This is a genomic window from gamma proteobacterium symbiont of Lampromicra miyakona (genome assembly GCF_059730895.1).
Genome location: NZ_AP035932.1, coordinates 3,375,673 through 3,399,391, shown reverse-complemented (window position 1 = coordinate 3,399,391; position 23,719 = coordinate 3,375,673). Strand labels below are relative to the sequence as shown.

At 53.8% G+C, this 23,719-nt stretch carries 26 protein-coding genes and 1 pseudogene; 2 read left to right on the top strand and 25 right to left on the bottom strand.

The features are described from left to right. Positions 1-204 precede the first annotated feature (204 nt). The 11 genes and pseudogenes from AC6I8P_RS16000 to AC6I8P_RS15950 all read right to left on the bottom strand — a co-directional run. Positions 205-351: pseudogene (locus AC6I8P_RS16000) on the bottom strand (SAM-dependent DNA methyltransferase); the annotation flags it as partial. A 126-nt stretch (positions 352-477) separates the two neighbouring features. Further along, a complete protein-coding gene (locus AC6I8P_RS15995; protein ID WP_498030767.1) occupies positions 478-1,428 on the bottom strand; it encodes a DUF1281 domain-containing protein in 951 nt (316 codons plus the stop codon). A gap of 96 nt (positions 1,429-1,524) precedes the next feature. Continuing rightward, positions 1,525-2,508, bottom strand: coding sequence for an ArdC family protein (locus AC6I8P_RS15990; RefSeq protein ID WP_498030766.1), 984 nt, complete (start codon positions 2,506-2,508; stop codon positions 1,525-1,527). A 71-nt stretch (positions 2,509-2,579) separates the two neighbouring features. After that, a complete protein-coding gene (locus AC6I8P_RS15985; RefSeq protein ID WP_498030765.1) occupies positions 2,580-3,191 on the bottom strand; it encodes a hypothetical protein in 612 nt (203 codons plus the stop codon). Positions 3,192-3,271: 80 nt separating this feature from the next. After that, positions 3,272-3,580, bottom strand: coding sequence for a hypothetical protein (locus tag AC6I8P_RS15980; protein ID WP_059009494.1), 309 nt, complete (start codon positions 3,578-3,580; stop codon positions 3,272-3,274). A 109-nt stretch (positions 3,581-3,689) separates the two neighbouring features. After that, positions 3,690-4,007, bottom strand: coding sequence for a hypothetical protein (locus tag AC6I8P_RS15975; RefSeq protein WP_498030764.1), 318 nt, complete (start codon positions 4,005-4,007; stop codon positions 3,690-3,692). A gap of 78 nt (positions 4,008-4,085) precedes the next feature. Beyond that, entirely contained in the window at positions 4,086-4,451 is a 366-nt protein-coding gene (locus AC6I8P_RS15970) for a hypothetical protein (RefSeq protein ID WP_498030763.1), read from the bottom strand. Positions 4,452-4,539: 88 nt separating this feature from the next. Next, complete coding sequence (locus AC6I8P_RS15965) at positions 4,540-4,956, bottom strand: hypothetical protein (protein WP_498030762.1); 417 nt, start codon at positions 4,954-4,956, stop codon at positions 4,540-4,542. Between the two features lie 346 nt (positions 4,957-5,302). Beyond that, positions 5,303-5,530 (bottom strand): hypothetical protein, encoded by a 228-nt coding sequence (locus AC6I8P_RS15960; RefSeq protein WP_146068654.1) that lies wholly within the window; start codon positions 5,528-5,530, stop codon positions 5,303-5,305. Continuing rightward, positions 5,523-6,413, bottom strand: a complete 891-nt coding sequence (locus AC6I8P_RS15955; RefSeq protein ID WP_255152473.1) for an integrase domain-containing protein — start codon at positions 6,411-6,413, stop codon at positions 5,523-5,525. Before AC6I8P_RS15955 ends, AC6I8P_RS15960 begins: the two co-directional genes overlap by 8 nt. 984 nt (positions 6,414-7,397) lie before the next feature. After that, positions 7,398-8,249 carry a hypothetical protein gene (locus AC6I8P_RS15950; RefSeq protein ID WP_498030761.1) on the bottom strand — a complete coding sequence of 284 codons (852 nt, stop codon included), beginning with the start codon at positions 8,247-8,249 and terminating at the stop codon, positions 7,398-7,400. A 241-nt stretch (positions 8,250-8,490) separates the two neighbouring features. Between AC6I8P_RS15950 and AC6I8P_RS15945 the strand changes: the two genes are divergently transcribed. Further along, the gene (locus AC6I8P_RS15945) at positions 8,491-8,712 is read left to right on the top strand and encodes a hypothetical protein (protein WP_146068652.1); all 222 of its coding nucleotides are present in this window, start codon (positions 8,491-8,493) and stop codon (positions 8,710-8,712) included. Positions 8,713-8,761: 49 nt separating this feature from the next. Here AC6I8P_RS15945 and AC6I8P_RS15940 read toward each other — a convergent pair whose 3' ends face one another. The 6 genes from AC6I8P_RS15940 to AC6I8P_RS15915 form a co-directional block, all read right to left on the bottom strand. Next, a complete protein-coding gene (locus AC6I8P_RS15940; RefSeq protein WP_498030760.1) occupies positions 8,762-10,282 on the bottom strand; it encodes a conjugal transfer protein TraG N-terminal domain-containing protein in 1,521 nt (506 codons plus the stop codon). 10 nt (positions 10,283-10,292) lie between these two features. After that, positions 10,293-10,631, bottom strand: a complete 339-nt coding sequence (locus AC6I8P_RS15935; RefSeq protein ID WP_104187970.1) for a hypothetical protein — start codon at positions 10,629-10,631, stop codon at positions 10,293-10,295. Position 10,632: 1 nt separating this feature from the next. Continuing rightward, entirely contained in the window at positions 10,633-12,057 is a 1,425-nt protein-coding gene (locus AC6I8P_RS15930) for an integrating conjugative element protein (RefSeq protein WP_498030759.1), read from the bottom strand. Positions 12,058-12,068: 11 nt separating this feature from the next. Then, positions 12,069-13,034 carry a TIGR03756 family integrating conjugative element protein gene (locus AC6I8P_RS15925; RefSeq protein WP_303832537.1) on the bottom strand — a complete coding sequence of 322 codons (966 nt, stop codon included), beginning with the start codon at positions 13,032-13,034 and terminating at the stop codon, positions 12,069-12,071. 2 nt (positions 13,035-13,036) lie between these two features. Then, positions 13,037-13,444 (bottom strand): TIGR03757 family integrating conjugative element protein, encoded by a 408-nt coding sequence (locus tag AC6I8P_RS15920; RefSeq protein ID WP_059009527.1) that lies wholly within the window; start codon positions 13,442-13,444, stop codon positions 13,037-13,039. 133 nt (positions 13,445-13,577) lie between these two features. After that, positions 13,578-16,004: an ATP-binding protein gene (locus AC6I8P_RS15915; RefSeq protein ID WP_498030758.1), complete on the bottom strand. Its 2,427-nt coding sequence runs from the start codon at positions 16,002-16,004 to the stop codon at positions 13,578-13,580. A gap of 130 nt (positions 16,005-16,134) precedes the next feature. On the opposite strand from AC6I8P_RS15915, the gene AC6I8P_RS15910 reads away from it, so the two are divergent. Continuing rightward, entirely contained in the window at positions 16,135-16,365 is a 231-nt protein-coding gene (locus AC6I8P_RS15910) for a PerC family transcriptional regulator (protein ID WP_498030757.1), read from the top strand. A gap of 87 nt (positions 16,366-16,452) precedes the next feature. Here AC6I8P_RS15910 and AC6I8P_RS15905 read toward each other — a convergent pair whose 3' ends face one another. From AC6I8P_RS15905 to AC6I8P_RS15870, 8 genes are all read right to left on the bottom strand, one after another. Next, positions 16,453-16,605 (bottom strand): hypothetical protein, encoded by a 153-nt coding sequence (locus AC6I8P_RS15905; protein WP_498030756.1) that lies wholly within the window; start codon positions 16,603-16,605, stop codon positions 16,453-16,455. Then, positions 16,571-17,116, bottom strand: a complete 546-nt coding sequence (locus AC6I8P_RS15900) for a hypothetical protein (protein WP_498030755.1) — start codon at positions 17,114-17,116, stop codon at positions 16,571-16,573. The genes AC6I8P_RS15905 and AC6I8P_RS15900 overlap by 35 nt, the downstream gene beginning before the upstream one ends. A 300-nt stretch (positions 17,117-17,416) precedes the next feature. Beyond that, on the bottom strand, positions 17,417-17,821 hold the full coding sequence (locus tag AC6I8P_RS15895) for a hypothetical protein (RefSeq protein ID WP_498030754.1): 405 nt from the start codon (positions 17,819-17,821) through the stop codon (positions 17,417-17,419). A gap of 11 nt (positions 17,822-17,832) precedes the next feature. Then, complete coding sequence (locus AC6I8P_RS15890) at positions 17,833-20,631, bottom strand: conjugative transfer ATPase (protein WP_498030753.1); 2,799 nt, start codon at positions 20,629-20,631, stop codon at positions 17,833-17,835. Beyond that, a complete protein-coding gene (locus AC6I8P_RS15885; protein WP_104187956.1) occupies positions 20,631-21,047 on the bottom strand; it encodes a TIGR03751 family conjugal transfer lipoprotein in 417 nt (138 codons plus the stop codon). The genes AC6I8P_RS15890 and AC6I8P_RS15885 overlap by 1 nt, the downstream gene beginning before the upstream one ends. Beyond that, a complete protein-coding gene (locus AC6I8P_RS15880) occupies positions 21,034-21,294 on the bottom strand; it encodes a DUF7446 family protein (RefSeq protein ID WP_498030752.1) in 261 nt (86 codons plus the stop codon). The genes AC6I8P_RS15885 and AC6I8P_RS15880 overlap by 14 nt, the downstream gene beginning before the upstream one ends. 11 nt (positions 21,295-21,305) lie before the next feature. Further along, complete coding sequence (locus tag AC6I8P_RS15875) at positions 21,306-22,826, bottom strand: TIGR03752 family integrating conjugative element protein (protein ID WP_498030751.1); 1,521 nt, start codon at positions 22,824-22,826, stop codon at positions 21,306-21,308. After that, entirely contained in the window at positions 22,826-23,719 is an 894-nt protein-coding gene (locus AC6I8P_RS15870) for a TIGR03749 family integrating conjugative element protein (protein ID WP_498030750.1), read from the bottom strand. The genes AC6I8P_RS15875 and AC6I8P_RS15870 overlap by 1 nt, the downstream gene beginning before the upstream one ends.

Genomic DNA, 23,719 nt, shown 5'->3' with positions numbered 1-23,719 from the left:
CTCGAACGCAGGCCCCTTTCCCTGCATGTAATTGGGCTGCTGTTATCAGAGGACCTTACGTATGCCTACCGCCATGAACTGACTAAAAAAACTCCCAATACTTGATTGAAAGCTAATAATGGTTCTAAAGCCGATGGACAGAGCCTCTTAGAGTTTGTGCTACAAGATTATTCTGTTGGTTTTGCCGTTTTTACTATGGCGGCCACGCTTTTCACAGAACTGCAGGCGATTTTCCAGTGCGATGACGCTGCAGCTGATGAAATCCTCAAACACCTGATGCCGGCGGTGATAACGGGCGGTCTGATTAAAGAGTTTAAGAAAGGCTTTTTCGTGATTAATCCCTTGTTTCATGCGTGCTTCCTCAGAAAAGGGAACACGCTTCCTGAAGGGAAACGGTGTTCCCTTCGGGGTGAAAAAACGGCCACAGGTTTCGCTGTGGCCGGACGACAGAGCCGGATTACCGGTTCTGGATTGTCGCTATGCGCGGATACTGCCGTAGTGCGCTGTGGTTACAGCGGGCACTAAAGCAGGTTCAGGCGTAACCAGGTACATACGGGCACCATCACCCGATGCAGACTGGCGTAGCTCCTCAGCCGGGTACGGACCGCTGTCAACGTGATCGCCCCGGTCAAAGCAGTTGTAACCTGACGTGCCGGCATCCGGTGAAATCCAGTAGTGCCGGATCTCGCAGTCAAACAACTGTGACATTTCTCCCATGATCTCACCTGACGGCGGATACCAGGGAGACGCAAAGTGCAGCGTGAGCGAACCCACATCATCACGGCTCCAGCTGGCCTGATGGCCTGCCGGGAACTCCATGCCAAAAAGCTGCATGTAAAGTTCTGACGATCTATTGAGCCCCCTGAACAGACCCGTATCGCCGTTGAGTTCGGTAGCAAGACGTGACGGCATCACCATCAGCATGTCACAGGGGCAGGTTGTCTCCGGCATACTGCTGAGCCATTCCCAGCGCTCCTGCGGATCGAACTGGCCACCTGCACCGGCTACACCAAACCAGTCGGCATAATGCACGGCCATCAGCTGCGCCATTATCTGCCGGGCTGAAAACGGAATGGCTTCCCATTTCAGCGCATCGATGCCGGACTGCAGCGTGATTTTATCCATGCGGGAGAGTGTCTTCGTGTCCAGCCACGCATCCTGCTCCAGCAGCTCGATAAAGTGCTGGAATGCCTGGTTAGGTGAAGTCTGCGCCCCCGTACCTGAAGCGGTCAGCATCGGATACGGTGCATAGTCCACGGCCCTGACAGGCTTAAGTATGCCGGCACAGCCAGCGAGAAACAGTTTTGTCGCCTGCCGGACGGCATGGCGGTAAAGCGGTTTTTCCGTGCCGGCAATCCAGGGCTGCATAACATCAAGGCAGACTGACTTACCGGTGATTTCCAGGCGGTTCTGGCACCATGAAAACATTGTGAAACTCCTCTTGTCGGTTGAAACGAAAAGAGGGCATCTCCCTGAGGAAGATGCCCTCAGGGGGATGATGGCGGCCGCAGCCGCCGGGTCAGATTATGCCGCCTGTTCCGTATTACGGTTCAGGGGCGCAAGTAAATATTCCGAGGCTTCCCGGGCGAACCGGCAGGCGCGGAAAATTGCCCGTTTGTCTTCCCGAAGAGCTCTCAGCCAGCCGGCAAGATAGCTTTCATGCTGCACGTCGCCGGTAATACCGAGCTCCGCACAGAGAAAGGCGCTGCCGGTTTCCGCTATCAGCTCTTCGAACGCATAAACCGGATCACCAAACTGCCGTGACGATGAGGTAATGCCTTCCCGGTTCAGGCGACTGCCGTGCCCGGTGGCATGCACCAGTTCATGCAGCAGCGTGGACCAGTAGTCCGCCTCCGTCCGAAACTGCGATACCGTCGGCATAACTATGCGGTCAGCGCCCGGCCGGTAATAAGCGCGGTCCTGCCGGCGGTGATCGCACCCGACTCCCGTGGAGCTGAGTATCTGCTGTACCTGATTCAGCTGTACCGCGCTGAGTTCAGACGGGGATTCTGCCGGAACAGAAACAACACCTTCACCGCTGACTGATTCAGGCAGCCCCACACACTGTTCTACGTTGAACAGCTGCAGTTGCTTCAGCATGGTCAGCTGCTCCATAACCGGCTCACCGTCCCGGAACAGCAGATTATCACTGCTGTCTCTGGCCTGTTTCTCAAACGGTTTGTAGATAATGGCCAGCGCGCTGGTTTCATTCTTCCTGACGTGACCTCCCGCAGTTTTAGCCTGCAGGAAAGTCAGCCAGCGATCGGACGTATAACCGTGTTCCTCTGCGGCCATCCAGAGCAGGGGAACGTTAACCCCGCTGTAGGCACGGCCGGTTACGGCATTGACCGGCAGGCAGCTGCCATGCACGTTCTGAGCCGAACGCCACGGGCGACGCCAGGGCGGCACGCCATTATCCAGCGCCACAATGATTTTATCGGTGACCTGCTGATACAGGTCGGTAGTCTGTACTGTTGCCGCTTTGGATCGGGCTGTTGTCTTTTTCATGGGGTGCATCCTTTGAAAACGGGGCGCATCCCGGCCGGTGGCGGACGATGCGCCACCGGTGAGTGGAAAAATCAGTAAAAACGTAAGGAGCCGTCGGCCATAACCGAACGAATACGGTCACGTACGCTCGCGACCGCACTGTCAAACATCTCCCGATCGGCGGGTTTCGCCCGCTTTGAATCAAGGCGAATGACCTGGTCGAGAACATGTAATGCCTGCGAACGCCAGCTGAGACGTTCAGCATTACCTACACAGGCATGAAAATGGCGCAGCGACTGATCGTAAAGCCAGCGGGTCCGGTCACGATATTCGCTCACCGGTACATACACCTTCAGCGGTGGATGCGTTTCCACTTTAAGCGTCAGCGCATTGTTCAGGTTACTGATAACGGGTTTGATGAGCAGATCATGCTGGTCATTCAGCACAGCATCAGACATGCTCTGCGCAATAAAGGTCTGAAAGGAGAATTCCCGTTCGGGTATCAGTGAGTCAGCAAGATCTGACCAGTCTGCATCCTCCGACGGATTACACCCTGCAGCCCAAGCTTTCAGCCACTCTCCGGGATGATTGTCATCAGGTACACGAAGATAAATCCCCAGGTTCTTTTCAAGTATCAGCGGGCGCTGCATACCCAGGTTCTGTGTGAAAAGCGGACGAAGTTCAGCAGAAGTAAAACGGATCATATTTCCTCCGGATAAAAGAAGGAGGAAACCTCCCCGGGAGGGAAGGTCCCTCCGGGAAGTGTTAATCAGTAAAAACAGATTCAGTCGAAACGGTAACGCAATCCGGCCATTTGCTGCGCCATCTGCCGGCCCGCCCGTAAAGCCTTACGTGCGGAGGCAAACTTACCTGCGCTGCCAAGTTGCTGATACTGCCAGTCACGCGAACTGTAGCCTGTTCTGCGTGAAATGATGGCGGTAAACCCCCCTTCAGACTGAACGACCTCGGCGCGGAAACTGCTGTGTCCGCTGCGGTTGGTGAACCATTCAGCCTGCTGCTGACGCATTGCCTCTGCAAGGCAGCTGAGGGCGCGCGATGTGCGGGTGATAAGTAACAGCATTATACTGCTCATGGTTTTCTCCTTAATGAATGCGGAGAAAACCATCACCGCAGATGCAGGGAGGTTGTCCCCGCATGGGTTAAAGCCTTTGTCATAAATGACGCCGGCGTCTGGTTAATGACTAACCGAAGTGATGATATAAAGCGTTATCCGGATCGTCCGGGTTAAAGGTTCGGCTGGCAGGAATGTTAACTGTCATGGCGCAACCGCAGGCTGGGTGATCACGATGACGGAAACGATGGATGTAGCGTTTTCCAAACCACAGAACGCGTTTTTCCACTGTCTCCATGTACTGCCAGACTTCACCGTCATTATCAGCAACAGCCGGGTCCTGAAGGGCGCGGTTGGACCTGTGCTTTGCCAGCCTGCTCCACATCCGGTGCCATTCGCTGCTGTTATGTTTAACGAGTAATAACGTATTAAATACCAGTGTATTCACAGGTAAATCCTCTTCAGTAAAAATAAGAGGATTTGTCTCCGTATGGAGAAAATCCCCATACGGGTTAAGTGCATCACCTCAGAAATCTGCTTCGCTATTTTCCATAGACAGAAAGCATTTTTCGTCTTTGACTGCGCTTTTGTAGAAATATGTCCAGGCCTCTTTATCGATACCTTCTGCCATGCGGCAAAGACCGTTAAAGAATGCCCCCCATGATTCAGGTATAAGCTTCCGGAAATGCAGTTCAGCCAGGTCCCTGGCGACCGCAGCCATTTCCCAGACGTAATACGGAAAGCCGTCGTCATCTGTCCCGGTATTCAGGCCAAGACGACGAAGCGCTGCGATACTCAGCAGCTCGCCCTCTGCTTTGGCCAGTGCGACTTTGTGAGCGGTACGCTCGCTGGCACGATGATAAAAATCTGCAGTGAGAATTAAATCGTTCATTGAGGATTCCCTGAAGCGTCGGGGAAATCTGTCCCTGACGGGGACTGAAGTCCCGTGAGGGTGAAAGACTGTTCGTTTAATAAGACAGTCAGGCGATGTCAGAAAAACCGGCGCTCTGATAAAACATTTTGCGCGCTTCTTCTGTAGCGTCGTCCAGCTCTTTTTCCTGGCGAGACAGGGTAACGCCCTGGTGAAAAGCGGTATTCCAGTGACGACTGTGAACATTTACCCCCAGGAGCGTAAGCCCGGTCACGGCCTCTTCGACAAAGGTGTGTCTTATGAAGCAATGCTCAGTTGCAAAACCAACGGTATGTGCGACATATCTGAGAAAAGTCAGGTAGTCAGGAAGGCCGTCAGCAGGAACCTGAGGATCGGCGTCAACCATGAGTTTGTAACCAAGACGTGCGTTAAGCTGAGTTTTAACGTAATCCACCATGATTCTTGCAGAAGCGGGGGAATTACAATTCAGTAACGTGAGCGGATTGATCATTTTGGTATAATGCATGGGTACGATTCCTTATGAAAAAAAGGGAACCGTCCCAAAGGGAAAGTATCCCTCAGGGTGAGAATCAGGCCAAAAATGGCTGATGAGTAAATAAGATGTTCAGGAGAGTGAAGCGAAGTAGAGAAGGACCTTAACCACAGGGGTCTCTGTTTTCAAAGGTTAAACAGATTTGTAACCGCCCGAAAGCGCCATCTCTCAGGTTGTGATGGCATTGGCATGTGATTACCCGAAGGCGTTCCTCTCAAATCACCGGAACATTGGCAGTTGTCAGAGACAACGTTAGCAAAATAAGCGTACACAATTCCCGCACCTCAGGCAAGAGTGTCAACGCAAAGATCTCCCCGCATTATTTTTCTCTCAGCACAATCCTGAAAGTTTCAAACAGTGCGCCCTGAGTGAAGTACAGACAGGCATCAGTACGGGTGAACCTGTCACCATAATGGGCATAAGCCTCCTGTAAACAGGCTACCTCGCAATGTCCCCTGTCGATAATGCGTGAAATGTTTACTTTAAACCCTAAAAGCACGCGACAAATAATCGAAACATCACCAGAAATAAAACCATGCTTAATCATGAAGCTCAACCTTGTTATAAATACGCGCCACATAATGCCCCCTTCCATCGCCATGTCCCAGATCCATTGATGCAAGAGCCTGTGCCTCTTCTTTAGTAAAACCTTTTTTCATATGGAGATTCATAACATCAACAGAGTACGCATAACGTAAACTATGGGGTGCATATTTACCGGTTAATCCTGATTCACGGACGACATTGCGATAGCGTTCAATGGCCGTGTGTAATGATGGTTTATCGATTAACTTGCCATTATTTTCACTCAGATGTTTAAGAGACGCATTGATTGCAGCCAGAGTCGCATCACGATCTAATACCGTGGTATCTCTTGGGCGCCCTCCTTTTGTACCGAATACAATGCGTATTTTTTCGTCCCCATTCAGTAACGCTTTTTGCCAGGTACGCAATGATTTAGCAGACTGAACTGTTTCTTCCGTTCTTAAACCGAGTAATCGGGATAGCTTCATTGCGCAGGCAATGCCCTCATCCTTTTGCTCTACACTCGTTAATACCTGACGAAAATAAGTATCGGGAATGGCAACCTTCGTTCCGTCCCGGCTCGTTTCCGAAATCCCCAGGGCCTGGTTGCTCAGTTTTTCATGAGAAGGATTAGCCATGAATGTCTTTCCTGCAACCCGCAGTAAAGCGCGGATTGCCGCCATTTCATTTTGAAGAGTGCGCCTGGAAATTTCTTCTGAAAGGCGACTTTTCATATACAGTTCGATATGCGACGTTTTAATGTTCTTGATATCTCTGATTTGAACATTAAGCCTTAATAAACGTTCGGCAAACCTGTCAGCAATTTTCATTCGGTCAGAAACAGTTTTAAAACTTCCCCCCGCCTGTCTGGCAAGCGTTTTAAGATTTTTATTAAGTTTTGCCATAATCCCCCCTCCACTTAAACAGGTGTCAGTGCTTTTCCGTCTGTGTGAACGGAAAAGCACTGACACCGACTGCACCACAGCTACAGACGATGAATTTCACCCCGACGGCACGGTTTATTGTTGCGCTTCCTGCGTCTCGACAGATATCTGTGCATCGGGGCGGCGAAATGTTGAGTTATTGCGAAGCTCCCCAGGTCTCTGACCTGTTCGCGGTTTGCACCGGGCTGAAATGAATCAGTCTGCTTCCACACACCAGTGTGTTGACTGGTGTCGCCATCGATATCGTGTCGATTTTCTCCTCTTTTAATGAAGTCCCTGGCCGTTTTTACGGTTAAGACGTTTGATTGATAAGTGAACAAACAGTGAATGAAGCACGTCTTTAAGGCGCTTAAAACCTTTGAGTACGTGTTGGTCAGTTGGTAAAGACGTTGTTTAAACGGCAGTGCGTCAGCGCTGCCAGTTATGCGCTGCGCGCGTCACTTGGTACTCGTTTCACTCGAACGCAAGTGACGCCGCGCTCCTCTGCTCTCAATGCAGTCGTGGAAGATGCCCAAATGTTCCAAATGGTCATACCCACGTCGCAAAGTTTGCAACCGGAATTCAGCGTCTGAACGAAAGAGTAAACGTTGGCGAAAAACGCCGTGGAGATGAAAAAGCCCTGAACAGGCATAGAAAGAAAAGGACCTTCGTCGTTGTGCGACCTCCGTTTTCAAAGGTTAAACGGAGTTACCGCCCTAAGGCACCGTCTCTCAGGTCATGACGGTTTTGGCATGCAATCACCCGAAGGCGTCCCTCTCAGATTGCCGGGACATTGGCATGTTGCTTTACGCAACGGTACAACGAGGGAGATGTTAGATCGAAGCATGATCCTTTTACAAGTTAAATGTCATAGCCTCATGTGAATCATATAAGATAACGAGTCTGAAGCAGGTGGCGAATAAAGGTTCAATAAATTATTAGAACTCTACGCCATTTCGAAACTAGTTAGAAGGAACGGAACAGTGGTAACCTCCCCCATGTTCTAGAATACTCCATGCTGAATAATTGCTGTGCAAAATCCAAAGTTAAATCCCTATAGCTTTCCTCATAAAATTTCCTGATCTTATCATCGCTAATAACAATGCTGGAAACAGGTATTTCAACTACACCTGTTGAGGACCTGTTCATTATTATCCACTCTTCTCCTTCCATTTGATCCGAAGGGAACATTAAGTATGAGTACAGGACATCCTCTGCAGGTATGCTTAACTCAATCGATATAGATCCATAGCCACCTTTGTTATTGGTGTCAGTAAAGGAGTTAAGTACGTCCATAAGTACAGGTATTTTTTCTTTACCTAATAAATCAGCTGCAGATTTATACAGCATGAGTAAGTCACTATAATTAAGACGTCCAGAAAAATGAGATGATACTGTTACTTCATTAATTTTTTGTCGAGGCAATTCTTTGGGGCCGATTTCTCGCCTTAATTTTATATGAGTAACTCCCGCATCATTTAAAATCCCTTGCAGGTGAAGATAAATATGTTTCAACTCACCGGCGATTTCATTTAACTGTGGTTTACTCAGGGAAGCAATAAATGCATCAACCTCCTTGCTATACCTGGTGTATATTCTGTCATCATCAATTGGCACGTCATTTACATCAAAAGCCCTTGACATTAGCCGCAGTAAAATTGCATATCCATCTCTTTTTTTACCACTAAACCCAGTAATAAATCCATATGGTTCAATATGGCTTCCATAACCAATGCATGCTGATAAGAGCTCACTTGTTAATTGAAACTTAGAATCACTGAAATGCGAATTAAGTCTATGCGTTTTGGATGAGACCATTTTTTCACCAGTATGTTTTAAAGATGAACTTCATTTTTCGCACCTTACTATAACATCTCTGTGAGAAGTGGGTTTTGTAATAAATTCAAAATTCATCCGATGGACAACTTGATAGAACCCTAATGTGGTACCTGATGAAACGAGCCGTGTTACTGTTCAAAAATTTGCCAGTAGTGCTGTTTTTTAGTAATGTGATTCGACATGACAATCTTTGCTTTGTGTTGTGAACGAGGAAGATCTTATGGCAAGTGACTGGAATGAAGAGTTAGAGAAATACGAGAGTGGTCGTAGTTTTGGGGACGACGTGAGAGACTCTGTAAAGACAGCTTGCACAGCAGCTTCTTTGATTGTTTCAAAACTACCTGCTTCGACTAATAAGACCAAAAAACCTAAAGACGGGTTTCGTGATGGTGCTGAAGGTTATGGGTGGTATGTAGGCAATTTCAGGATAGATCGTGATTAGAGGCTGTCAGCGATGAAACTGCCAGCCTCAGCACTAGTTATAATGAGTATTAGACGAGTTTCTTCACCCCAGCTTTAACAGCCTCTCCTGCCATCGCCCCCCCTTCTTGTCCAGCCTGTTGAGCTTGAGCGCCACCCTTAATGAATCCCTCAGCAATGCCACCAATTTTTACCCCTATCCAGCCAAGCATGCCCACCCAGAATGCCGGAAAAACTACGTACATCATTCCCAGCACAAGATTCATTATCCATCCATCACGAGGTGAACTAAGGAAATCCGCTATAGGTTGACCTGAAGCAAGCCCATTAGCCGCAAGACTTGAGTACAAAATAGTGATCAATCTGTCATCAAGCCATCCTGCCAGCTCCCACCAGAAGGTGATGAACTGCAATGCAAACAGTGCAAATGATATGGTAACCACTGTTTTGGGCTCGTAAGCACTGAACATCATCAGCACCGGTATCACAGTGATAATCATCATCTGCAGAAGCGCCTGAATCATCGGAAGCGCCTGTTTCAGCGCATCGAAGCCAGGAAGTGCTTCTACCTGCTTCATACCTAAACCTACAGTAGATGCCAGCCGTGACAGATTTCCGCCAATACCGGAGACGGTGTCATCTGCACCGGCCATGTAAGTAACACCGCCTCCCGAAAGTCCGGCATTTCGCGGGCTTACTATCCACCGCAGCACGACCTCTTCCCATTGCTGACCGGGAAATTGCCTCTGCACTTCTTTACGTGTGTAATCACTAAAGGTGGCCAGCACGCGAGTACGAAGCCCCGAAGAGCCATCGGACCACCACGTTTTACAGGTGGGATAGCCGCCCTGACCGGTGTCCGGATAGCCGCTGTCGCGGGAGCTGTTATAGGGCCACTGGCTCCTCGGGGTGGTGGCGGTGTAGTAGTCGTAATAGCCCGACGTGTTCAGGAAGTAGTCGCTGCCAATCCAGCCTACCGAGTTAATGGTGGCATCGCTGAGCTGACTGTTGCTGTTCTTGAGCCGGAAATAGGCCCTTGAATAACACTGATCTGCAAAGTCCTGGACCTCCTGCAGCAATACCGGGTCACGCAGCTTCGTGTTCTGCACGTCAAAGCGCATCTGGCGCAGTTGCGTGCCGCAGGGAATGGACGCAATCATGGCCTGGGTGGTGCCCTTAGACATCATATGCAGCAGATACCACCAGATGGGCACCTGGGCGGTACGACCGTCAAAGTCATTGACTAAACCGCTGTAGCCCGAGTTCTGCGGCGTGGGTACGCTGATGCCACACTGCTTTGCCCGGGAACTGTCGAATTTGATGGTGCTGATATCTACTGGCAGCAGCGGGATGCAGCAAAAAAGCATCACCACAAATGAAACATAAATGGCATGCTCAATGCGCGGGAGCGCCAGTAATCCTTTATTCCCTTCATCTGCACCTTCCTCACGCACCTTGAGCCACACGCCCATGACCTTAAAAACCAGCGGCAGCGCGAAGAGCCCTGTGCTGCTGAGAATGGTCCACATGGCATTGTTCATCACCCAGCCAAAGAGGACCAGAAAATATTCCAGGTAACTGTTTGCTGTCATGATCTTCCCCTTATGCCGTGCCGGTCCAGGCCACGCATTCCGTGGCCAGAATAAACAGCACCCCGAGCAGCTCGGTGCGCGGCAGGCGGGCACGAGCCTCCGGCCACCGCTTCAGAAGCTGCGGGCGGATCTTCAGGCCCCAGGCTGCAGCGATGCCGGCATACATCACAAGTCGCCAGGCAAACAGCCCCCACCGGCTCTCATGCAGCCAGAGGCGTGTCAGCTGGCCGTCCGGGTCATACGCCATAAAGACCGAAGCCAGCGCAAACATGGCCACGGTTACCAGCAGTAAGGGGAGAAGCATGAGTAATATGCGGCCCGCACGGCCGCGAACAGAGGAGAGTGTCATATCAGTTTGCTCCGGAAGACTGCGTCTGGTTCATCTGGCTGAAGCCCTGATCCTGATTGCCGGCTTTCTGCTGCAGCTGGTTATCCTGGTTACGCTCTCCCTGACGCGCCAGCGTGGTCAGCAGGCTGTTGTTGCTGATGGATTTGCGCAACTCCATCTCGTTACGCAGGGCGCTGAGCTCGCGGTCAAGAGCATCAATGCGGCGGTCGCCTTCAGCAAGCGCCTCGGGTTGCTCAGCGGCGTTTGGCTCTGATTCTCCGGTGGTCAGCATGCGCCGCATGGTCAGTGCTGTTTCCACGGTGTCAGCCATCGCCAGCTCGCCGGCCAGGCGCTGAACCAGCGCGACCTTGTCCGGGTCATCGCGCAGTGACTGAATAACGCCGCGCGTTACAACAAGGCTGCCGGTTTTAAGCGCCGCCAGGTTATCGGCCGTTGGCTGCAGTTCACCGCCGACCAGTTTACCCAGCTGTTCCAGATTGGCTTTGCTAGCATCTTCTAGCACGGGTGAGAATCCCGTGCCGGCGACAGAACTGCCGGGCTGGTTTTCAGCCCCGCCGCTTGTGCATTCGCTGGTTTCTCTGCAGGTCCGGATCGAACGATCGCCCAGCACCTTAACCACCGCCGCTGCCGCATCATCCGAGGTTTTCCAGCGCTGGCAGACCGTGCCGTTGCAGCTGGCGGAGCCCACGCTGCTGTTGCTGGTCACCGGCAGGCTGTTCATCATGTTATAACCGGCTTTAGCCAGGTCACGGGTCGGCTGAATGGCCTGCTGGCCTTTGCCTCCGCGCTTCTGACCGCCAACCCAGGTTACGCCTTCTTCACCGGTGGCCTTCTGCAGCTGCTGGTCGCTGGAGACGGCGTCTCCGCCGCTGGACGCCACAATATCCTTATATTCTTCGGATACAGCAGCCTGCTGCCACTTGCTGCCCAGGGTATAGTCAGCAAGCTTTTTTGACATATTCTGGCAATTGAGTTGCGCTTTATCGAAGTTGAGCCCTGCCTGCAGCACCCCGTTGGTGAGCATTTCATACAGTCCAGGATTAGCACGCTGAATGGCCATTGCCGGCATGCTCATGACCGCGCCGGTCGCGCCCTGAATCACGTTACCCATAAGGTCCTTGAATCCGCTGGTGATGCCGTTGAGCTGATTGCCTACGGTCGTTTTCAGGTCAAAGTTGCCGCACATGAGGTCACTGCTCCACCCACCGTTCAGCCCCAGTCTGGACATATTGCTGCGGCTCGGTGGCGGTGAGATCACTGAGCCGCCACCAATAGAGTAAAAAAGTCCGTCATTAATCGCACCGCTTACTGACGCACCGCCGGACGAAAGTGACGTGTCCACAGCCAGTGCCGGCAGGGAGAGAAAGGCGGAGAAGGCTAATGCCGCCAGAGGGCGGTAGAGCCGCTGAGAATACTGCTGTTTCATCTGCTTAGTCCTCAGGAGAAATCGGTGCTGTAAAGGAAGGTCTGGCCACGTCGTTTGCAGCAGCTGTAGGGCTGCCACAGCGCCCAGGCATAGTTGCCGTTTTCAGCTATCTGCCCGCCGGTGTCGGGGAACACTGCGCAGCTCTGCGAGAGCTGGGGAGAGAGACGCTGCCATTTGTGATTTTTGGTGCCGGTATTTTCCTGGACGGGGTCGGGTGGCCAGTAGCCCGGCGAACGCTGCCCGGTGAGCGGGCTGTAGACATGCAGCTGTCCCTGGCGGGTGATAATGTCGGCCACGCGTTGCACCACAACGGCCGCCGACTTGTAGCTGTCGGTCTGCGTAACAAAGCCGCTGCGGGGGTAGACATTCCCCCACATGTTGCCGCTGGCCGTGCTGCCAATCTCTCGCTGTCCCGGGATTAACGCCTCCGGGTAGAGCGATTCCGGTACGCCGGTGCGCCAGGCAAGCGCATCGAGGCTGCTTGTGAAGTACGGCATAAAAGGCGTGGCGGCACTGTCACAGGAATACCCCGGCACCATTCCGCCGATGAGTCTGGTAGCTGGATGGCCATACGCATCGCCGTAGTAAAAGTGCAGGTTCTGCTTGCGATCGCCGGGCACCTTCATTTCCTGCCGTCCGCCACCGGTCGCCACACCTGCAGCGCCTCCCAGGAGCGCACTCTCGGCGCCATCAGCCAGGCTGCTGACGGCCGACATCTCCGTCCAGGGATTGGCTCCAGGGCTCAGGTAGGCTGAAACCACGGCTTCCGGAATGAAATGGGTGACCTTCACGGAGGTTTTAACGGAGCAGCCGAAAGGCGTGCAGAACAGCCAGTAGCAGATACCGCTGATGCGCCAGCTGATACAGTCAGGACTGGCGGCGCTTGAGAGCAGACTCGCGGTATTGACGCTGGCCATCGTGCCGGTGCAGGCCATTAACGTGGCGAGTGCCAGCCGGCGCGGGCGGGAGAAAGACATTTTCACTGTGCAGACTCCTTCCGGGCGTTCAGCTGCTGCGTGGCCACGCCGACGTCCGTGGTGCCGTAGACCACCCACTTATCGTCAAACACCACCGCGGGATATTTCTCAAGACCCAGCGACCAGGCGTGCGTGAGACCGGCATAGGTTCCGGCAAGGTCCTGCTGGCGCTGCTTAAACGCGGGCGAACTGATGACAGCCCGCGCCTGCTGTTCAGCCTGCGCCGGGTCTGCCGGCAGCGGGCCGAAGAGATCCGCCTGCAGCCGGTCAGGCGCATCCAGCAGAATGACAGTCACGTCAGGCCCGGGGTTGCCCGTTACCGGGTGGGCGCTGTCGGTATAAATGACGGTGCCGGCATGGGCACCGGCGGTAAGGAACAGTGCTGCGAGGCAGCAAAATGAAAATTTCATGGAGAACACTCCCTGAGTGAGTAACCTGCTCAGGGTGCGTTCAATAACAGGGCCGGTCAGTAATTAACTCTGAGCCCGGCGCTGATAATTTCTCAGCGCGCAGGCTAGTTGAGAAAACCGTTATTCCGCACGATCAGGATGACCCGCCGATGGTGCTGTCGCGGCGCCACTCCAGATAATCCATTTCACGGACAAAACCTGCTGCAGCTGCGTTACGCTCAATGCTCCATCGGGTTTCGCCCTCCACGATAAATGGAAGCCACTCTGCAGGAAGGCTTTGTTCAGGCGGGTGTTCAGCCTCCTGTTCATGGAGGTCTTCCGCCTCAATGCCGGCTGGAGTATTTCTGGCAAACCAGAGGTCGCTGTTTTCCCAGGCACGCATGGCCCACGCAGCACGTGCTTCCTCATCTGAATCGGTCGCAATGGCAAGGAACTCAACCACCCAGTCGTTCAAAACCTCCTCAGTAGCGCCGGGTAAAAGGGACAGGTAATGTGTTTTACGGGACGCCAGCCACATCTGTTCTTCAGCTTCAGCTGCCCGTTGCTCCTCGGTCAGAATGTCGGATGCATCATCCTCTGCAGTGTACCAGTCCTCCGGAGCCTGCTGTTCCCGTAACCGTTCTGACTGATTCTTACGGGCCTGCTCAATGCCGGCGGCCACCGCGCTATCCCAGTCGGACCTTACAGGCGCCGCTGCACTGGCGCCCTTCAGCTGCTGGTTAAGAAAGTCAAGCCGTGTCATATCTTCCGGATCCGGCTGTGCGCTTACAGCATCACGAATTCCGGCATCACTGATAACGCCGGGGAGTCCTTTTTTCTCCCGGCCGGTGCTGGCACGCTCAGTCAGATAACGCTCTCTCCAGGCTGTTCCGGTTGCGCGTTTACCCTCTGCCTCCAGGCTGGTCGTGTACTTCATCAGCCAGACGTGCATGTAACGCTGGCGTTCAGGAGCGCACAGGGTGCTGATATCATGGAAGCGCTGATAAAAAGTCTCGTCGTGGCCACAGTCCAGGCTGTCGCCCTGGTGTGCCACCTCGTGCTCCGTCAGGCTGAACAGCTGACTGGCAGTCTGCAGCGCATCGGACTTCAGCCGGCGGACGATATTGATGTTGTAGGCAATGTAGGTCTCTCCGTCCGTCCAGGCATCCGCCGACGTGGACTCACCCAGCAGGATTTGAAAGCGCTTACCCCCGTAAGAACGTGACTGATAACCCGCTTCGCCTCCCGAGCAGACAGCAGCATACTGGGTAAGGCACCAGCGTAGCGCTGTCCACGCCCGTCGCGTTTCCTTATCAAGCTGTTTCTCGCTGACCATCTGCGTGCGGTCGATAAAGTTTGCGCTGAGGGTGTCGAAATCAATAAGTACCAGCTCAGACTGCCAGCCGGAACCCCATCGCCGGTACCGGGGTAACTGTTCACGGTACGCCATCAGGTTTGCGCGTACGCGGCTCAGACATTCCATAAACTCTTCCGGCTCGTAACAGCCGAAGCGGGACAGCGTGACAGGATGCACCACTGGCGCGATACTGGCCCGGGCAATGATTTCCCCGCGCGGAACATCGCGAGCATACCGCGCGAGGGTGAAGCAGTTTTTGTCGGTTGCCGCCGGGTAATAGCGGCACTTACGGATGAAGTGCTCAAGCGTGACGTGACGTTTGCCGGGCAGGAGCGTGATGACCTCTTCATCGTGCATCAGCTTCTGCAGGTCGCCTTCACCGGAAAGCAAAGCGCGGGCGGTTTTCTCCCGACGCGCTTCAGTTTTACGATGTTTCCCCTGATTGTCAGAGAAGGCGGTGGCAAGCTGGCCAAACCGGGCGGCAATTGTTTTCCAGACAGGGCAGATCTTGCGAAGGATTTCAGTACGCGAGACGTTAAGCGCGATGGGTTTTTTACTGACGATAAGGCCACCCACGCCCCAGATGTGTCCCGGATCATGACGTACCAGAACGCCCTGATTGTAAACCGACACGGCGCCGTCTTCCCGGAGGCGATACCAGGCCTCATCGTCCTCCGCATCCCACTTCTCCAGTGCCGGCTGGCGGGTAATGATGGTGCCGTTGAGGTGCACCGTGACGGGCGTATAGCGCACCAGATCGCGGATTTCCTGAATACATGACATGCGCTCCTGACTGGTCAGCGGTTCATACCACTCACCAGTGATATGACAGCCAGGCTCAGCCTCCGCAATTTCTTCCAGGTCATAGTGATAACCCATTTCACGCGTATCAACCGACATCTGCCAGCGCTGCGAGCGCCAGAGTGTACGGGCGTGCGCCATGATCTGGCCGCGACCCAGACGAAAGCGCCCGTAGGTCGCATCACCTTCCTGATGCGGCGTGCCGAAACGCCCGAAATAGCGCTTTACGTCATTGTATGACGTAAAGCCGCGTCCATTATCCCGGCAGGAGAAGCCCTCCGGGGTAATATCGATAATCACCGCGCCGGCACCGGCATCGACGCTGTTCATGATGAGTTCAATGACGGCCTTGCCGACAGAGCCGGCCTGACTGTAAATGATGTGGTGAATAATCTGCGGATCGAGTTCAAAGGGATAGCGCATCAACAGGCTCCAGTTTGTAGACGTAAGTCCATTTTCTGGGAATGCGATCCAGGGGAAATAAAGAACTGTGATTACATTTATGGAAGAATAGTTGGCACTGTTGAAGCGACAGTTACGCCGGTGGAGGCATATGGAACTGGAAGATAATGTTGCAGAATCGCTGGAAAGAAGGGGGTTATGGCGACGTGCTGCCCGCCGCTGGCTGACCGTGATGGATCAGGTAACGGAAGATGCCGAACGCGAGGCCATTGCCCGCCGCAGAGAGCGATGCCTGGATATGGCGGCAGATATCGCGCCTGACGGCCGGAGAAGCGAAACACGGCGTCTGTATAAGATTCAGAGCTGTTTCAATGATGGATAATGATTATAAAAGGTTTTGTCATAACCAGCTGAAAATAAAGAAATAAAAAAGGCTCCTCAAGGAGCCTTTACAACCAGGATGGCTAGATCAGAGAGGTTTAACTTTATAAGCGCCTGCCTGTTCAGCTTTTGTCTTAACAGTCAGAAAACGCTTTAACATCTCGACTTTACCTGCGTGTACAGCGGTATAGTCAATTCCACCCTTATCATTGTTGCGGGTAGTGTTGCGTTCTAATTGCATAGTATGCTCCTTGAGTTGCAAAGAAGAACCCCATCTTTTCAGCATAGCGTTTGATGTACCGATCATAAACGCGTTGCAGCTTTTCGTTATCTGCGCCGAAAAAGAGTAGTTCAATCTTTTCTGTGTCTGCGACACGGAAAATCATCTCGACTATCGTTTTATAGAGATAGTTTAGTTCATGTAAGTGAAGATCCAAGCCACCGGCGGGTTTTCCAAATGGATTACCGTCTGCACAGGGGCGGTCTTCAATTGCACGATCATAAAAACTTACGACCTGGATAGAGAACTGGCTTGCCAGTTCCACACCAATCATCTGGTGCATCGTTTCAGCTGCTGCCGGGTCATCAGTTGGGGGCATAAACAGCAGTCTAATTTCAATTCGTCGCTTTGAGCATCCTGACAAGATGAACTCAATGTCAACATAGGCACCTTCACAAAACTGATCACCAAGTATGACCAATTTTTCGGCAAAATGCTTATGTTTAACTGCTCCCAGGTTGTCTTCATGCATAGTAGACGACCTGCAACGGATAGCTGTGTTTAAGCGTGCTGGCTATAATACACACACCAGATGAAAAGTAATACACTTTTTCTCCGCCGTTGTCATGACTGAAGAAGCGCAGCAAAGCAACCATGCGAATCTGTCCAATAAAGTTAAAATCGGCGTAATCCTAACAAAACTTTAGGAGGAAGTTACATTTTTATTATTGTTAAAAATTGTTGTAAAGCGGGCTCTATGCCGCCCGCACCCGCAGCCTGCCTGTTTGTCAGACAGCCTGAAACCGCTGCCTGACAAACAGGCAGGGCCGTTTTAACTGAACACCTCGCCGTCGGTAACTCTGTCGATCTCCTTCAGTACCCATAACATATCGGTGGCATCCGGCACGCAGATGTTCCAGCGCAGACTGCCTTCGAACTCAGCTTCACCAGGCCACAGCGTGTTACCGGTTACCGTGATGAGAATATCCAGTTTTTTCCCGCCAGCATCCGTCAGATGTACCGCCACGCAGCTGCGGCGCCCAACGCGGTGAGGGAAGACTGAAATCAGAACCGGCTTATCAAGACGATTTTTAATCTCGCGCTGCAGTATTTCCAGTGAAACACTGTCGGACTGACCAATTGATGCCGTCCCCTGCGGTGGCACGGTAAAAATGACAGACGCAATCAGCGCCTTGTCCGCTACGACCACTGGCGGTGCCATAGTCAGTTTTTTCATGGGTTCCCCTGTCAGATACTCAGTCCGCGATTTTCATCAAGCCGGCGCGCAACGTGAAACGCAGCCTCAAGCTCACTGCAATTTAATTCGTTCATGATTTGTCGCCTTTCGGCTTTCTCTGGTTTTTCAGTCATCCCCAGCGCCAGATAGAGACTGGGGGGAACCGCACGAAAAAGCGCCTGCACCTTCTCTGAAATAATGACGCCTTCAGTATATTTCCGGGGGACCTTCGTCGCTGAAAGCAGCATTTCCCGTTGTTCAGCTGTCAGCGTCTTGAAGCGGGCAATCTGCTCGACCTCCTGCGGAGGCATTACCAGACAGATCCACCACTCCGCCATGTTCAGCATTTTTTTAGCGGTATCAGGGAAATCCTCGAGGTTCTGGGTGAAAATCCAGAGCCAGGTGCCGAGCTTACGCCACATTTTGGCAATTTTTGTCGCGTAAGGTCCGAGCAGCGGGTTAGTCGTTACGATATGTCCTTCATCAATGGGCACAATAATATCCCTGTCGCTGTACTGATCGCGCTCAGCGATATTGTTGATTGAGTTAAGCAGAGAAATGACCGCAACGGCCATCTGCGCCTCATAGCCCTCACGGGCCAGCGTACCCAGGTCAACGATCGTGACATCCGCCTCTGGCCACGGGGTGCCTGGACGGTTGAAGAGTTCGCCTTCGAAGCCTTCAGTGAACATCCGCAGCGCCTCGGACATTTCTTCCGCGCGTGAACGACGTGCCGCAGTTCGCTTTTCCCGGCCGTCTTCTCCCTGGCTGCTATCCCGGGCAATATTCTGCAACGCGAACATCAGGTCTTCAGGCAACATCTGCCGGCTTTCCTCAAAAGCCGTGCGGGCGGCGATCATGATGGCCTCACGGATCATGCCACGGTCTGCGCGTGTTAATCGTGATTCTTCTGCAGCTTCTCCGCCGGTGATCATCAGGCGGGCGGCAATTTCCATTTCACCGAGTACGTCACGCTCTTCATCCTTATCTTCATCGTCATCAATATCCGGAAGAGCGTCTTCACTGATGATCAGTTCATCCGGTTTTGCCTGCATCAGCAGATGTGAGTCACCGAACGGTGCGAGAGAAATAACTTTACCGGGCTTGATACTGACCCGATGTACGCTCAGTCCCAGGGAGGCGCAGTAATCACCAAACAGGCCGAAGCTGTTGCCTGCTTCTATCAGGAAAATACGTGGGCGATAGATGGCCATCATCTGGGCAAGCTTGACCAGCGCGGTTGCGGACTTGCCGGCACCGGTTGGCCCAAACAGCATCAGATGCGCGTTCTGCGTGCGGTCATTTCTGTTAAGCGGATCGACCGAGAGCGGGCCACCGCCCCGGTTAAAGAAGGTGAAGCCCGGGTTGCCGGTGCCGGTATCACGACCATAGACCGGTGCCAGGCAGGCAAAATGCTGCACGAACATCAGGCGCGTATACCAGTTATGCCGGTCCTGTGCCGGATTAAAGCACATGGGTAATGCGCGCATATAGGTGCTGAGCGGACCGATATCATGCTCCGGGTTAACCGGCTCAAGGCCGCAGTTGAGCAGCTTGCTGCTGAGATCAAGATAGCGCTTATCCAGCGATGGAAGGTCCCGGGCTTTAATCAGCAGGGTAATGGCAGCCCGATACAGTTTATGTTTATTACCCAAGTAAGTGCGGGCTGTGGCGGCATCCTCGCGCGCGCGCAGGGAGTCCACGTTTTCACCCATTGAATCGCGGCTCAGGCGGGCAAAGTTTTCCTCCAGCTTATCCTGAGGGTGAATGACCAGCGTCAGGGCAAGCACGGTGCCCTCAGGCAGCAGGTCCATAATGGCATTGATATGTTCACCGCGTTTGACCTCTCCCGTCAGGTGACCTGTTGAGGGCGCATTGCGCAGACGCGCCACGGGAACAGCTTTATGCGCCACATCATCAAACCACCAGACACCTTTCTCCCCGTTGCTGCGCGGGCGGGTGAACCACAGGCTTTCACTGAAATCGTTCAGCAGGGGTAATTCACCCGGCGCATCGTCAGTGTGTTTTGCACAACGATAAAGTGTCGCTTTATCCACCCATTTCGGATCGGGATTGAACCAGCGCAGCAGCCAGCTGTGGATCTGCTCTCCGTTCTGACGCCGGCACTGGATACCCGCACCACTCATTGCTGAGGTCAGACGATCGCAAACCTGTTTTAGCAACACCTCGGGTGCCATCGGGTCGCGATATGGTGATTCAACCCAGCGGTAAATCACCATACGTGTGCGTCTGATCTGGCCGCGCCAGGGCGCACCGGTGACAGCCTCATCCAGAAACAGGCCCTTTTCGCTGGCCACGTTCTGCAGATGCCGCTCCTGCTCTGTCAGCCAGGCTTCCGTAAAAGCCGTTCCCTGAGCATTGGGCTTCACATACCCCCTGATTCCGTCCATGTAGACGGTCAGATCTGACTCGTCCTGGCAGTAAAACTGCACCACCCACTGGTGAGCATCCAGCTCCGGAAGGCTGTCCTGCAGGGCGTTTTCCACCACGTCACGAATTTCATCAAGCCGTGAGTCTGGTCGTCCCTCGGTCCCAACCGGGATCACTTCGTAAACAGCGCCGACCGATACGCCATCATCAAGCAGGATGCACTGGTGCTCAGGAAGATACTCGCCCCACGGGATGTGGTCGATAATGGAAGGCGCAGTATCATACAGCTTAGCTTCATCACGGCGGGTAAGCCGCCCCTCCCGCGTCAGCGGTTCATGCCCGTTAATTGAAAACGGGCCATCTCCATACTGATGCGGCGCCTGCGCGTCGGCCCGACGGCGAAAAAGAGAAAAAGCCATTACAGATCCTCCGTGCGCTCACCAGGCAGCGCATACTGTACCTGGCTGTAAAACGGGAAAACGGTGCTGTAGCCGGGAACCGGCGTATTGCCGTCGGCCAGGTGCGGGAACACGTACATGACCATGTCGGGATTAGGCAGGCGCGGAAACGTCTGCTGAATTTCGTTTTCCTGCGTGCGGCTGTAGCTTTCGCGCGTCTGCTGAGAAATCACGCGTTCGCTGTCCGTAACCGGACGGCGCAGTGTGGTGCGGCTTTCGCCGGTTGCATGTGTCGCAGAGGCGCCATCATTCCAGAGCTCAAGCATGCTGCTGTCTCCGGGCGGCAGCATCTCGTCTTTGGACGTGCTGCAGCCGGCCAGTAATAACGACAGCATCAGTGTCAGAGGCAGCACCAGGCGGGGTTTAGCGCTGTGCATTCGCATCCTCCGTCGTTTCAGCGTCTGTAATGACTGCAGACACACGCATCACCCGACCGTCAGGCAGGGGAAACAGCATATCCGTCTCTTCCCGGGCCAGTTTCTGGCCAACCGCAAACATGGCCCAGTCGGTCACCTCCTGGGGAGAACCCTCCCACTTTCCATTATCTTTCCGGACATAACCGGCATACAGCCGTCCACTGAGTGGGGTATACCCCACCCGATACTCAAGGTTGGTGTTTTGCATTGGAATCCCCGTCAGTCCATGCCTGTGCCATTGCCGGCCAGGCTGAAGTCATATTTAACCTTGCGGCCTTTTTCTTCGTAATCGATGGCCAGCTGTCGCGTGATATGCAGCGCCACCTTCTGACCCGGCGGTACATAAATGGCGTCAAATGTCTGTCCGTAGCGGGCTTTCACCCAGTCGATCGTTTCCCGCATGCCGCCGGAAAGCGCCTTGCCCAGCACGGCCTGACCGGCATCACCCGTGAGAGTTGAAGTCACGCCACCGTAGGCGTTGGTCTGGCCGGTATTCTGATTTTCCGCCACGGCATCACCCGCCGCACCGGCGGCCGCAAGTGTGGTGATGGTTGGCAGGTAGGTTGAGGCGTTGCTTTTACGCGTGCCTGAAATGCAGGGAATGCCGTTGTCGTCTGACAGCCAGCCAATGCTGCTGTTATTACCGTTCGCGTTGCCGCTATTCTGGCTGCCGCCACTGTTCTGGCCATCCGGAGAGGGCAGCGTCCTGACGGTGCCGTCAGTAAAAACAAACGTGATGCTGGTAATTGACCCGCGCACGCACGACAGGGTCCAGTCCCCCGTCGCGGTACCGGACACGATTGCCCCCTGAAGATCGGGAAGCTCGATGCCGTTCGCCGTCAGGTTATCCCTGCCAATCATAACCTTGAAAGGATAGGGATCAGTGACTTTACCATCCACGGGAATGCGCCCCAGTAAGGCGGTCATCGCCTGACTGCCTACGAGCGTGGAGTTTTCCGGAAGCGTAAATACCGGAACGGTCGCCTTCTGCGCATCCGTAAGCTGAGTCTGAACCATTGCGGTTGCTTTTCCTGCCGCCTGTTTTCCTGCTTCACCCGCTTCGGAAAACGAAGTGGCAAAGGAGAAACCGGTCGCGTTGTTTCTGTTGCTGTCGGTCACCGGCCGGCCGCTGGCATCAACGGATACCCCGTCTCTGGGCTCAACCCACTGCAGGCCATCAGAAGAAGACGATACGCCGGAAGCGCCGCTGTTCAGCCCGCTGTCGTAGCCCAGCCCGATCGGAATATCACTGCCGGGGCTGCTGCTTTTTCCGGATTCCGTGCCGGCACCGCCATTCTGCAGCTGATCCATCAGCCGTTTGACCTGTGAGCTGAGATCTGTGACCTGAGCGCTGAGCTGCTGGCGTTTCTGCGCTTCCTCATTGCGGGCATTGCTCACCGCCTGGCTGATCTGTGCGTCCACGTTGCTGTTGGTGGTTTTCAGGGCTTTATTTTCGTCAGTGAGTTTTTTGTTATCGTCCGCGAGCGAATCAAGACGGTCCTGAACTTTGCGGAAATTTCCCACCACCGTGCGAAGCGTGTCCTGCGGCGTGTCACCCTCGATCCCCGCAGCCTTGAGGTCTTCCGGCGACAGGTCTTTCAGCGCGGAACTGGTTGCGTTGCCTGTCATCGCTGGATGATTTCCGCCCCCTGAGCAGGATTTCACGCCGACGACAATGGCGCCGGCAAGCACCACCGGGACTGCAACTTTAACGATGAGATTAGAGGCAGGTGCTTTCATTATTTTTTTCTCCGCTTACGGCTGTCAGCAGGCTGATGCGACGGCGGTTCGGCAATGAATGCCCCCTCCGGGCGCCCGGACGTAACCAGATAAAGAACCGTTGTATCCTCGGGCGTACCTGCACGGCCGAGCCAGCGGTGCTGGAAGGTGGCCGTAATAAACTGCCCCTCCAGCGCGCGCGGATCGAGAATCACTTTGCCGGCTGAACGGTTACGGACCTGCAGCGCAACCACGCTGCTGCCCTGCAGGCTCCATGCTGCCATCGGCGTAACGCTGACGGGTTCTGAGGGCATCAGTGTGGTAACAGCGGACGGCAGCTTCAGTGAAACCGGACTGATACCCGTCACCGGCTCAACCGTACGCAGCGGACCATACATGTTCTGAGCCGCATAGCGGGTCAGCACGACAGGCAGAGGAGCATTGAGTTTTGCGGGCTTACGATCCTGCTGAGGAGCATCCACATCCGGCTGCTTCGCCTGACGCCCGGTGCTGTCCCCGTCGCTGCTGATGGACTGCCTGTCACTGGCAGATACGGTGGCCACTTCACCGTCATAGACAATTTTCACGGGTTCACGCGTGGTTTTACCGGGTGCCGCAGAGACATCCAGCAGGATAATCTCCCCGTTCTCTTTGTTCTGCAGCTCAAGTCGCGTCACCGGAAACGCTTCGCTGGCATCAAGATAGACCACGCCGCTGTTGCTCTGGATACGCAGCTTGTTGTTGAGCGAGGGCGGAAAGCCAACACGCACGTTTTTATTCACAAAAACGATACGCTCCTGGCCCACCGTCAGGGGGACCTGCAGCGGGATACGCTCCCATTTCATCAGCTCAACAGCGTTCACCACACATGGAAAACACAGGCTGACGAGAAAAATGAGTGAATACTTTTTCAT

What these genes read in the sequence shown, in the direction of transcription:
- AC6I8P_RS15995 (WP_498030767.1), bottom strand. Translation starts at nt 1,428, where the DNA reads ATGTTTTCATGGTGCCAGAACCGCCTGGAAATCACCGGTAAGTCAGTC.
- AC6I8P_RS15990 (WP_498030766.1), bottom strand. Translation starts at nt 2,508, where the DNA reads ATGAAAAAGACAACAGCCCGATCCAAAGCGGCAACAGTACAGACTACC.
- AC6I8P_RS15985 (WP_498030765.1), bottom strand. Translation starts at nt 3,191, where the DNA reads ATGATCCGTTTTACTTCTGCTGAACTTCGTCCGCTTTTCACACAGAAC.
- AC6I8P_RS15980 (WP_059009494.1), bottom strand. Translation starts at nt 3,580, where the DNA reads ATGAGCAGTATAATGCTGTTACTTATCACCCGCACATCGCGCGCCCTC.
- AC6I8P_RS15970 (WP_498030763.1), bottom strand. Translation starts at nt 4,451, where the DNA reads ATGAACGATTTAATTCTCACTGCAGATTTTTATCATCGTGCCAGCGAG.
- AC6I8P_RS15965 (WP_498030762.1), bottom strand. Translation starts at nt 4,956, where the DNA reads ATGCATTATACCAAAATGATCAATCCGCTCACGTTACTGAATTGTAAT.
- AC6I8P_RS15960 (WP_146068654.1), bottom strand. Translation starts at nt 5,530, where the DNA reads ATGATTAAGCATGGTTTTATTTCTGGTGATGTTTCGATTATTTGTCGC.
- AC6I8P_RS15955 (WP_255152473.1), bottom strand. Translation starts at nt 6,413, where the DNA reads ATGGCAAAACTTAATAAAAATCTTAAAACGCTTGCCAGACAGGCGGGG.
- AC6I8P_RS15950 (WP_498030761.1), bottom strand. Translation starts at nt 8,249, where the DNA reads ATGGTCTCATCCAAAACGCATAGACTTAATTCGCATTTCAGTGATTCT.
- AC6I8P_RS15945 (WP_146068652.1), top strand. Translation starts at nt 8,491, where the DNA reads ATGGCAAGTGACTGGAATGAAGAGTTAGAGAAATACGAGAGTGGTCGT.
- AC6I8P_RS15940 (WP_498030760.1), bottom strand. Translation starts at nt 10,282, where the DNA reads ATGACAGCAAACAGTTACCTGGAATATTTTCTGGTCCTCTTTGGCTGG.
- AC6I8P_RS15935 (WP_104187970.1), bottom strand. Translation starts at nt 10,631, where the DNA reads ATGACACTCTCCTCTGTTCGCGGCCGTGCGGGCCGCATATTACTCATG.
- AC6I8P_RS15930 (WP_498030759.1), bottom strand. Translation starts at nt 12,057, where the DNA reads ATGAAACAGCAGTATTCTCAGCGGCTCTACCGCCCTCTGGCGGCATTA.
- AC6I8P_RS15925 (WP_303832537.1), bottom strand. Translation starts at nt 13,034, where the DNA reads ATGTCTTTCTCCCGCCCGCGCCGGCTGGCACTCGCCACGTTAATGGCC.
- AC6I8P_RS15920 (WP_059009527.1), bottom strand. Translation starts at nt 13,444, where the DNA reads ATGAAATTTTCATTTTGCTGCCTCGCAGCACTGTTCCTTACCGCCGGT.
- AC6I8P_RS15915 (WP_498030758.1), bottom strand. Translation starts at nt 16,004, where the DNA reads ATGCGCTATCCCTTTGAACTCGATCCGCAGATTATTCACCACATCATT.
- AC6I8P_RS15910 (WP_498030757.1), top strand. Translation starts at nt 16,135, where the DNA reads ATGGAACTGGAAGATAATGTTGCAGAATCGCTGGAAAGAAGGGGGTTA.
- AC6I8P_RS15905 (WP_498030756.1), bottom strand. Translation starts at nt 16,605, where the DNA reads ATGCAATTAGAACGCAACACTACCCGCAACAATGATAAGGGTGGAATT.
- AC6I8P_RS15900 (WP_498030755.1), bottom strand. Translation starts at nt 17,116, where the DNA reads ATGCATGAAGACAACCTGGGAGCAGTTAAACATAAGCATTTTGCCGAA.
- AC6I8P_RS15895 (WP_498030754.1), bottom strand. Translation starts at nt 17,821, where the DNA reads ATGAAAAAACTGACTATGGCACCGCCAGTGGTCGTAGCGGACAAGGCG.
- AC6I8P_RS15890 (WP_498030753.1), bottom strand. Translation starts at nt 20,631, where the DNA reads ATGGCTTTTTCTCTTTTTCGCCGTCGGGCCGACGCGCAGGCGCCGCAT.
- AC6I8P_RS15885 (WP_104187956.1), bottom strand. Translation starts at nt 21,047, where the DNA reads ATGCACAGCGCTAAACCCCGCCTGGTGCTGCCTCTGACACTGATGCTG.
- AC6I8P_RS15880 (WP_498030752.1), bottom strand. Translation starts at nt 21,294, where the DNA reads ATGCAAAACACCAACCTTGAGTATCGGGTGGGGTATACCCCACTCAGT.
- AC6I8P_RS15875 (WP_498030751.1), bottom strand. Translation starts at nt 22,826, where the DNA reads ATGAAAGCACCTGCCTCTAATCTCATCGTTAAAGTTGCAGTCCCGGTG.
- AC6I8P_RS15870 (WP_498030750.1), bottom strand. Translation starts at nt 23,719, where the DNA reads ATGAAAAAGTATTCACTCATTTTTCTCGTCAGCCTGTGTTTTCCATGT.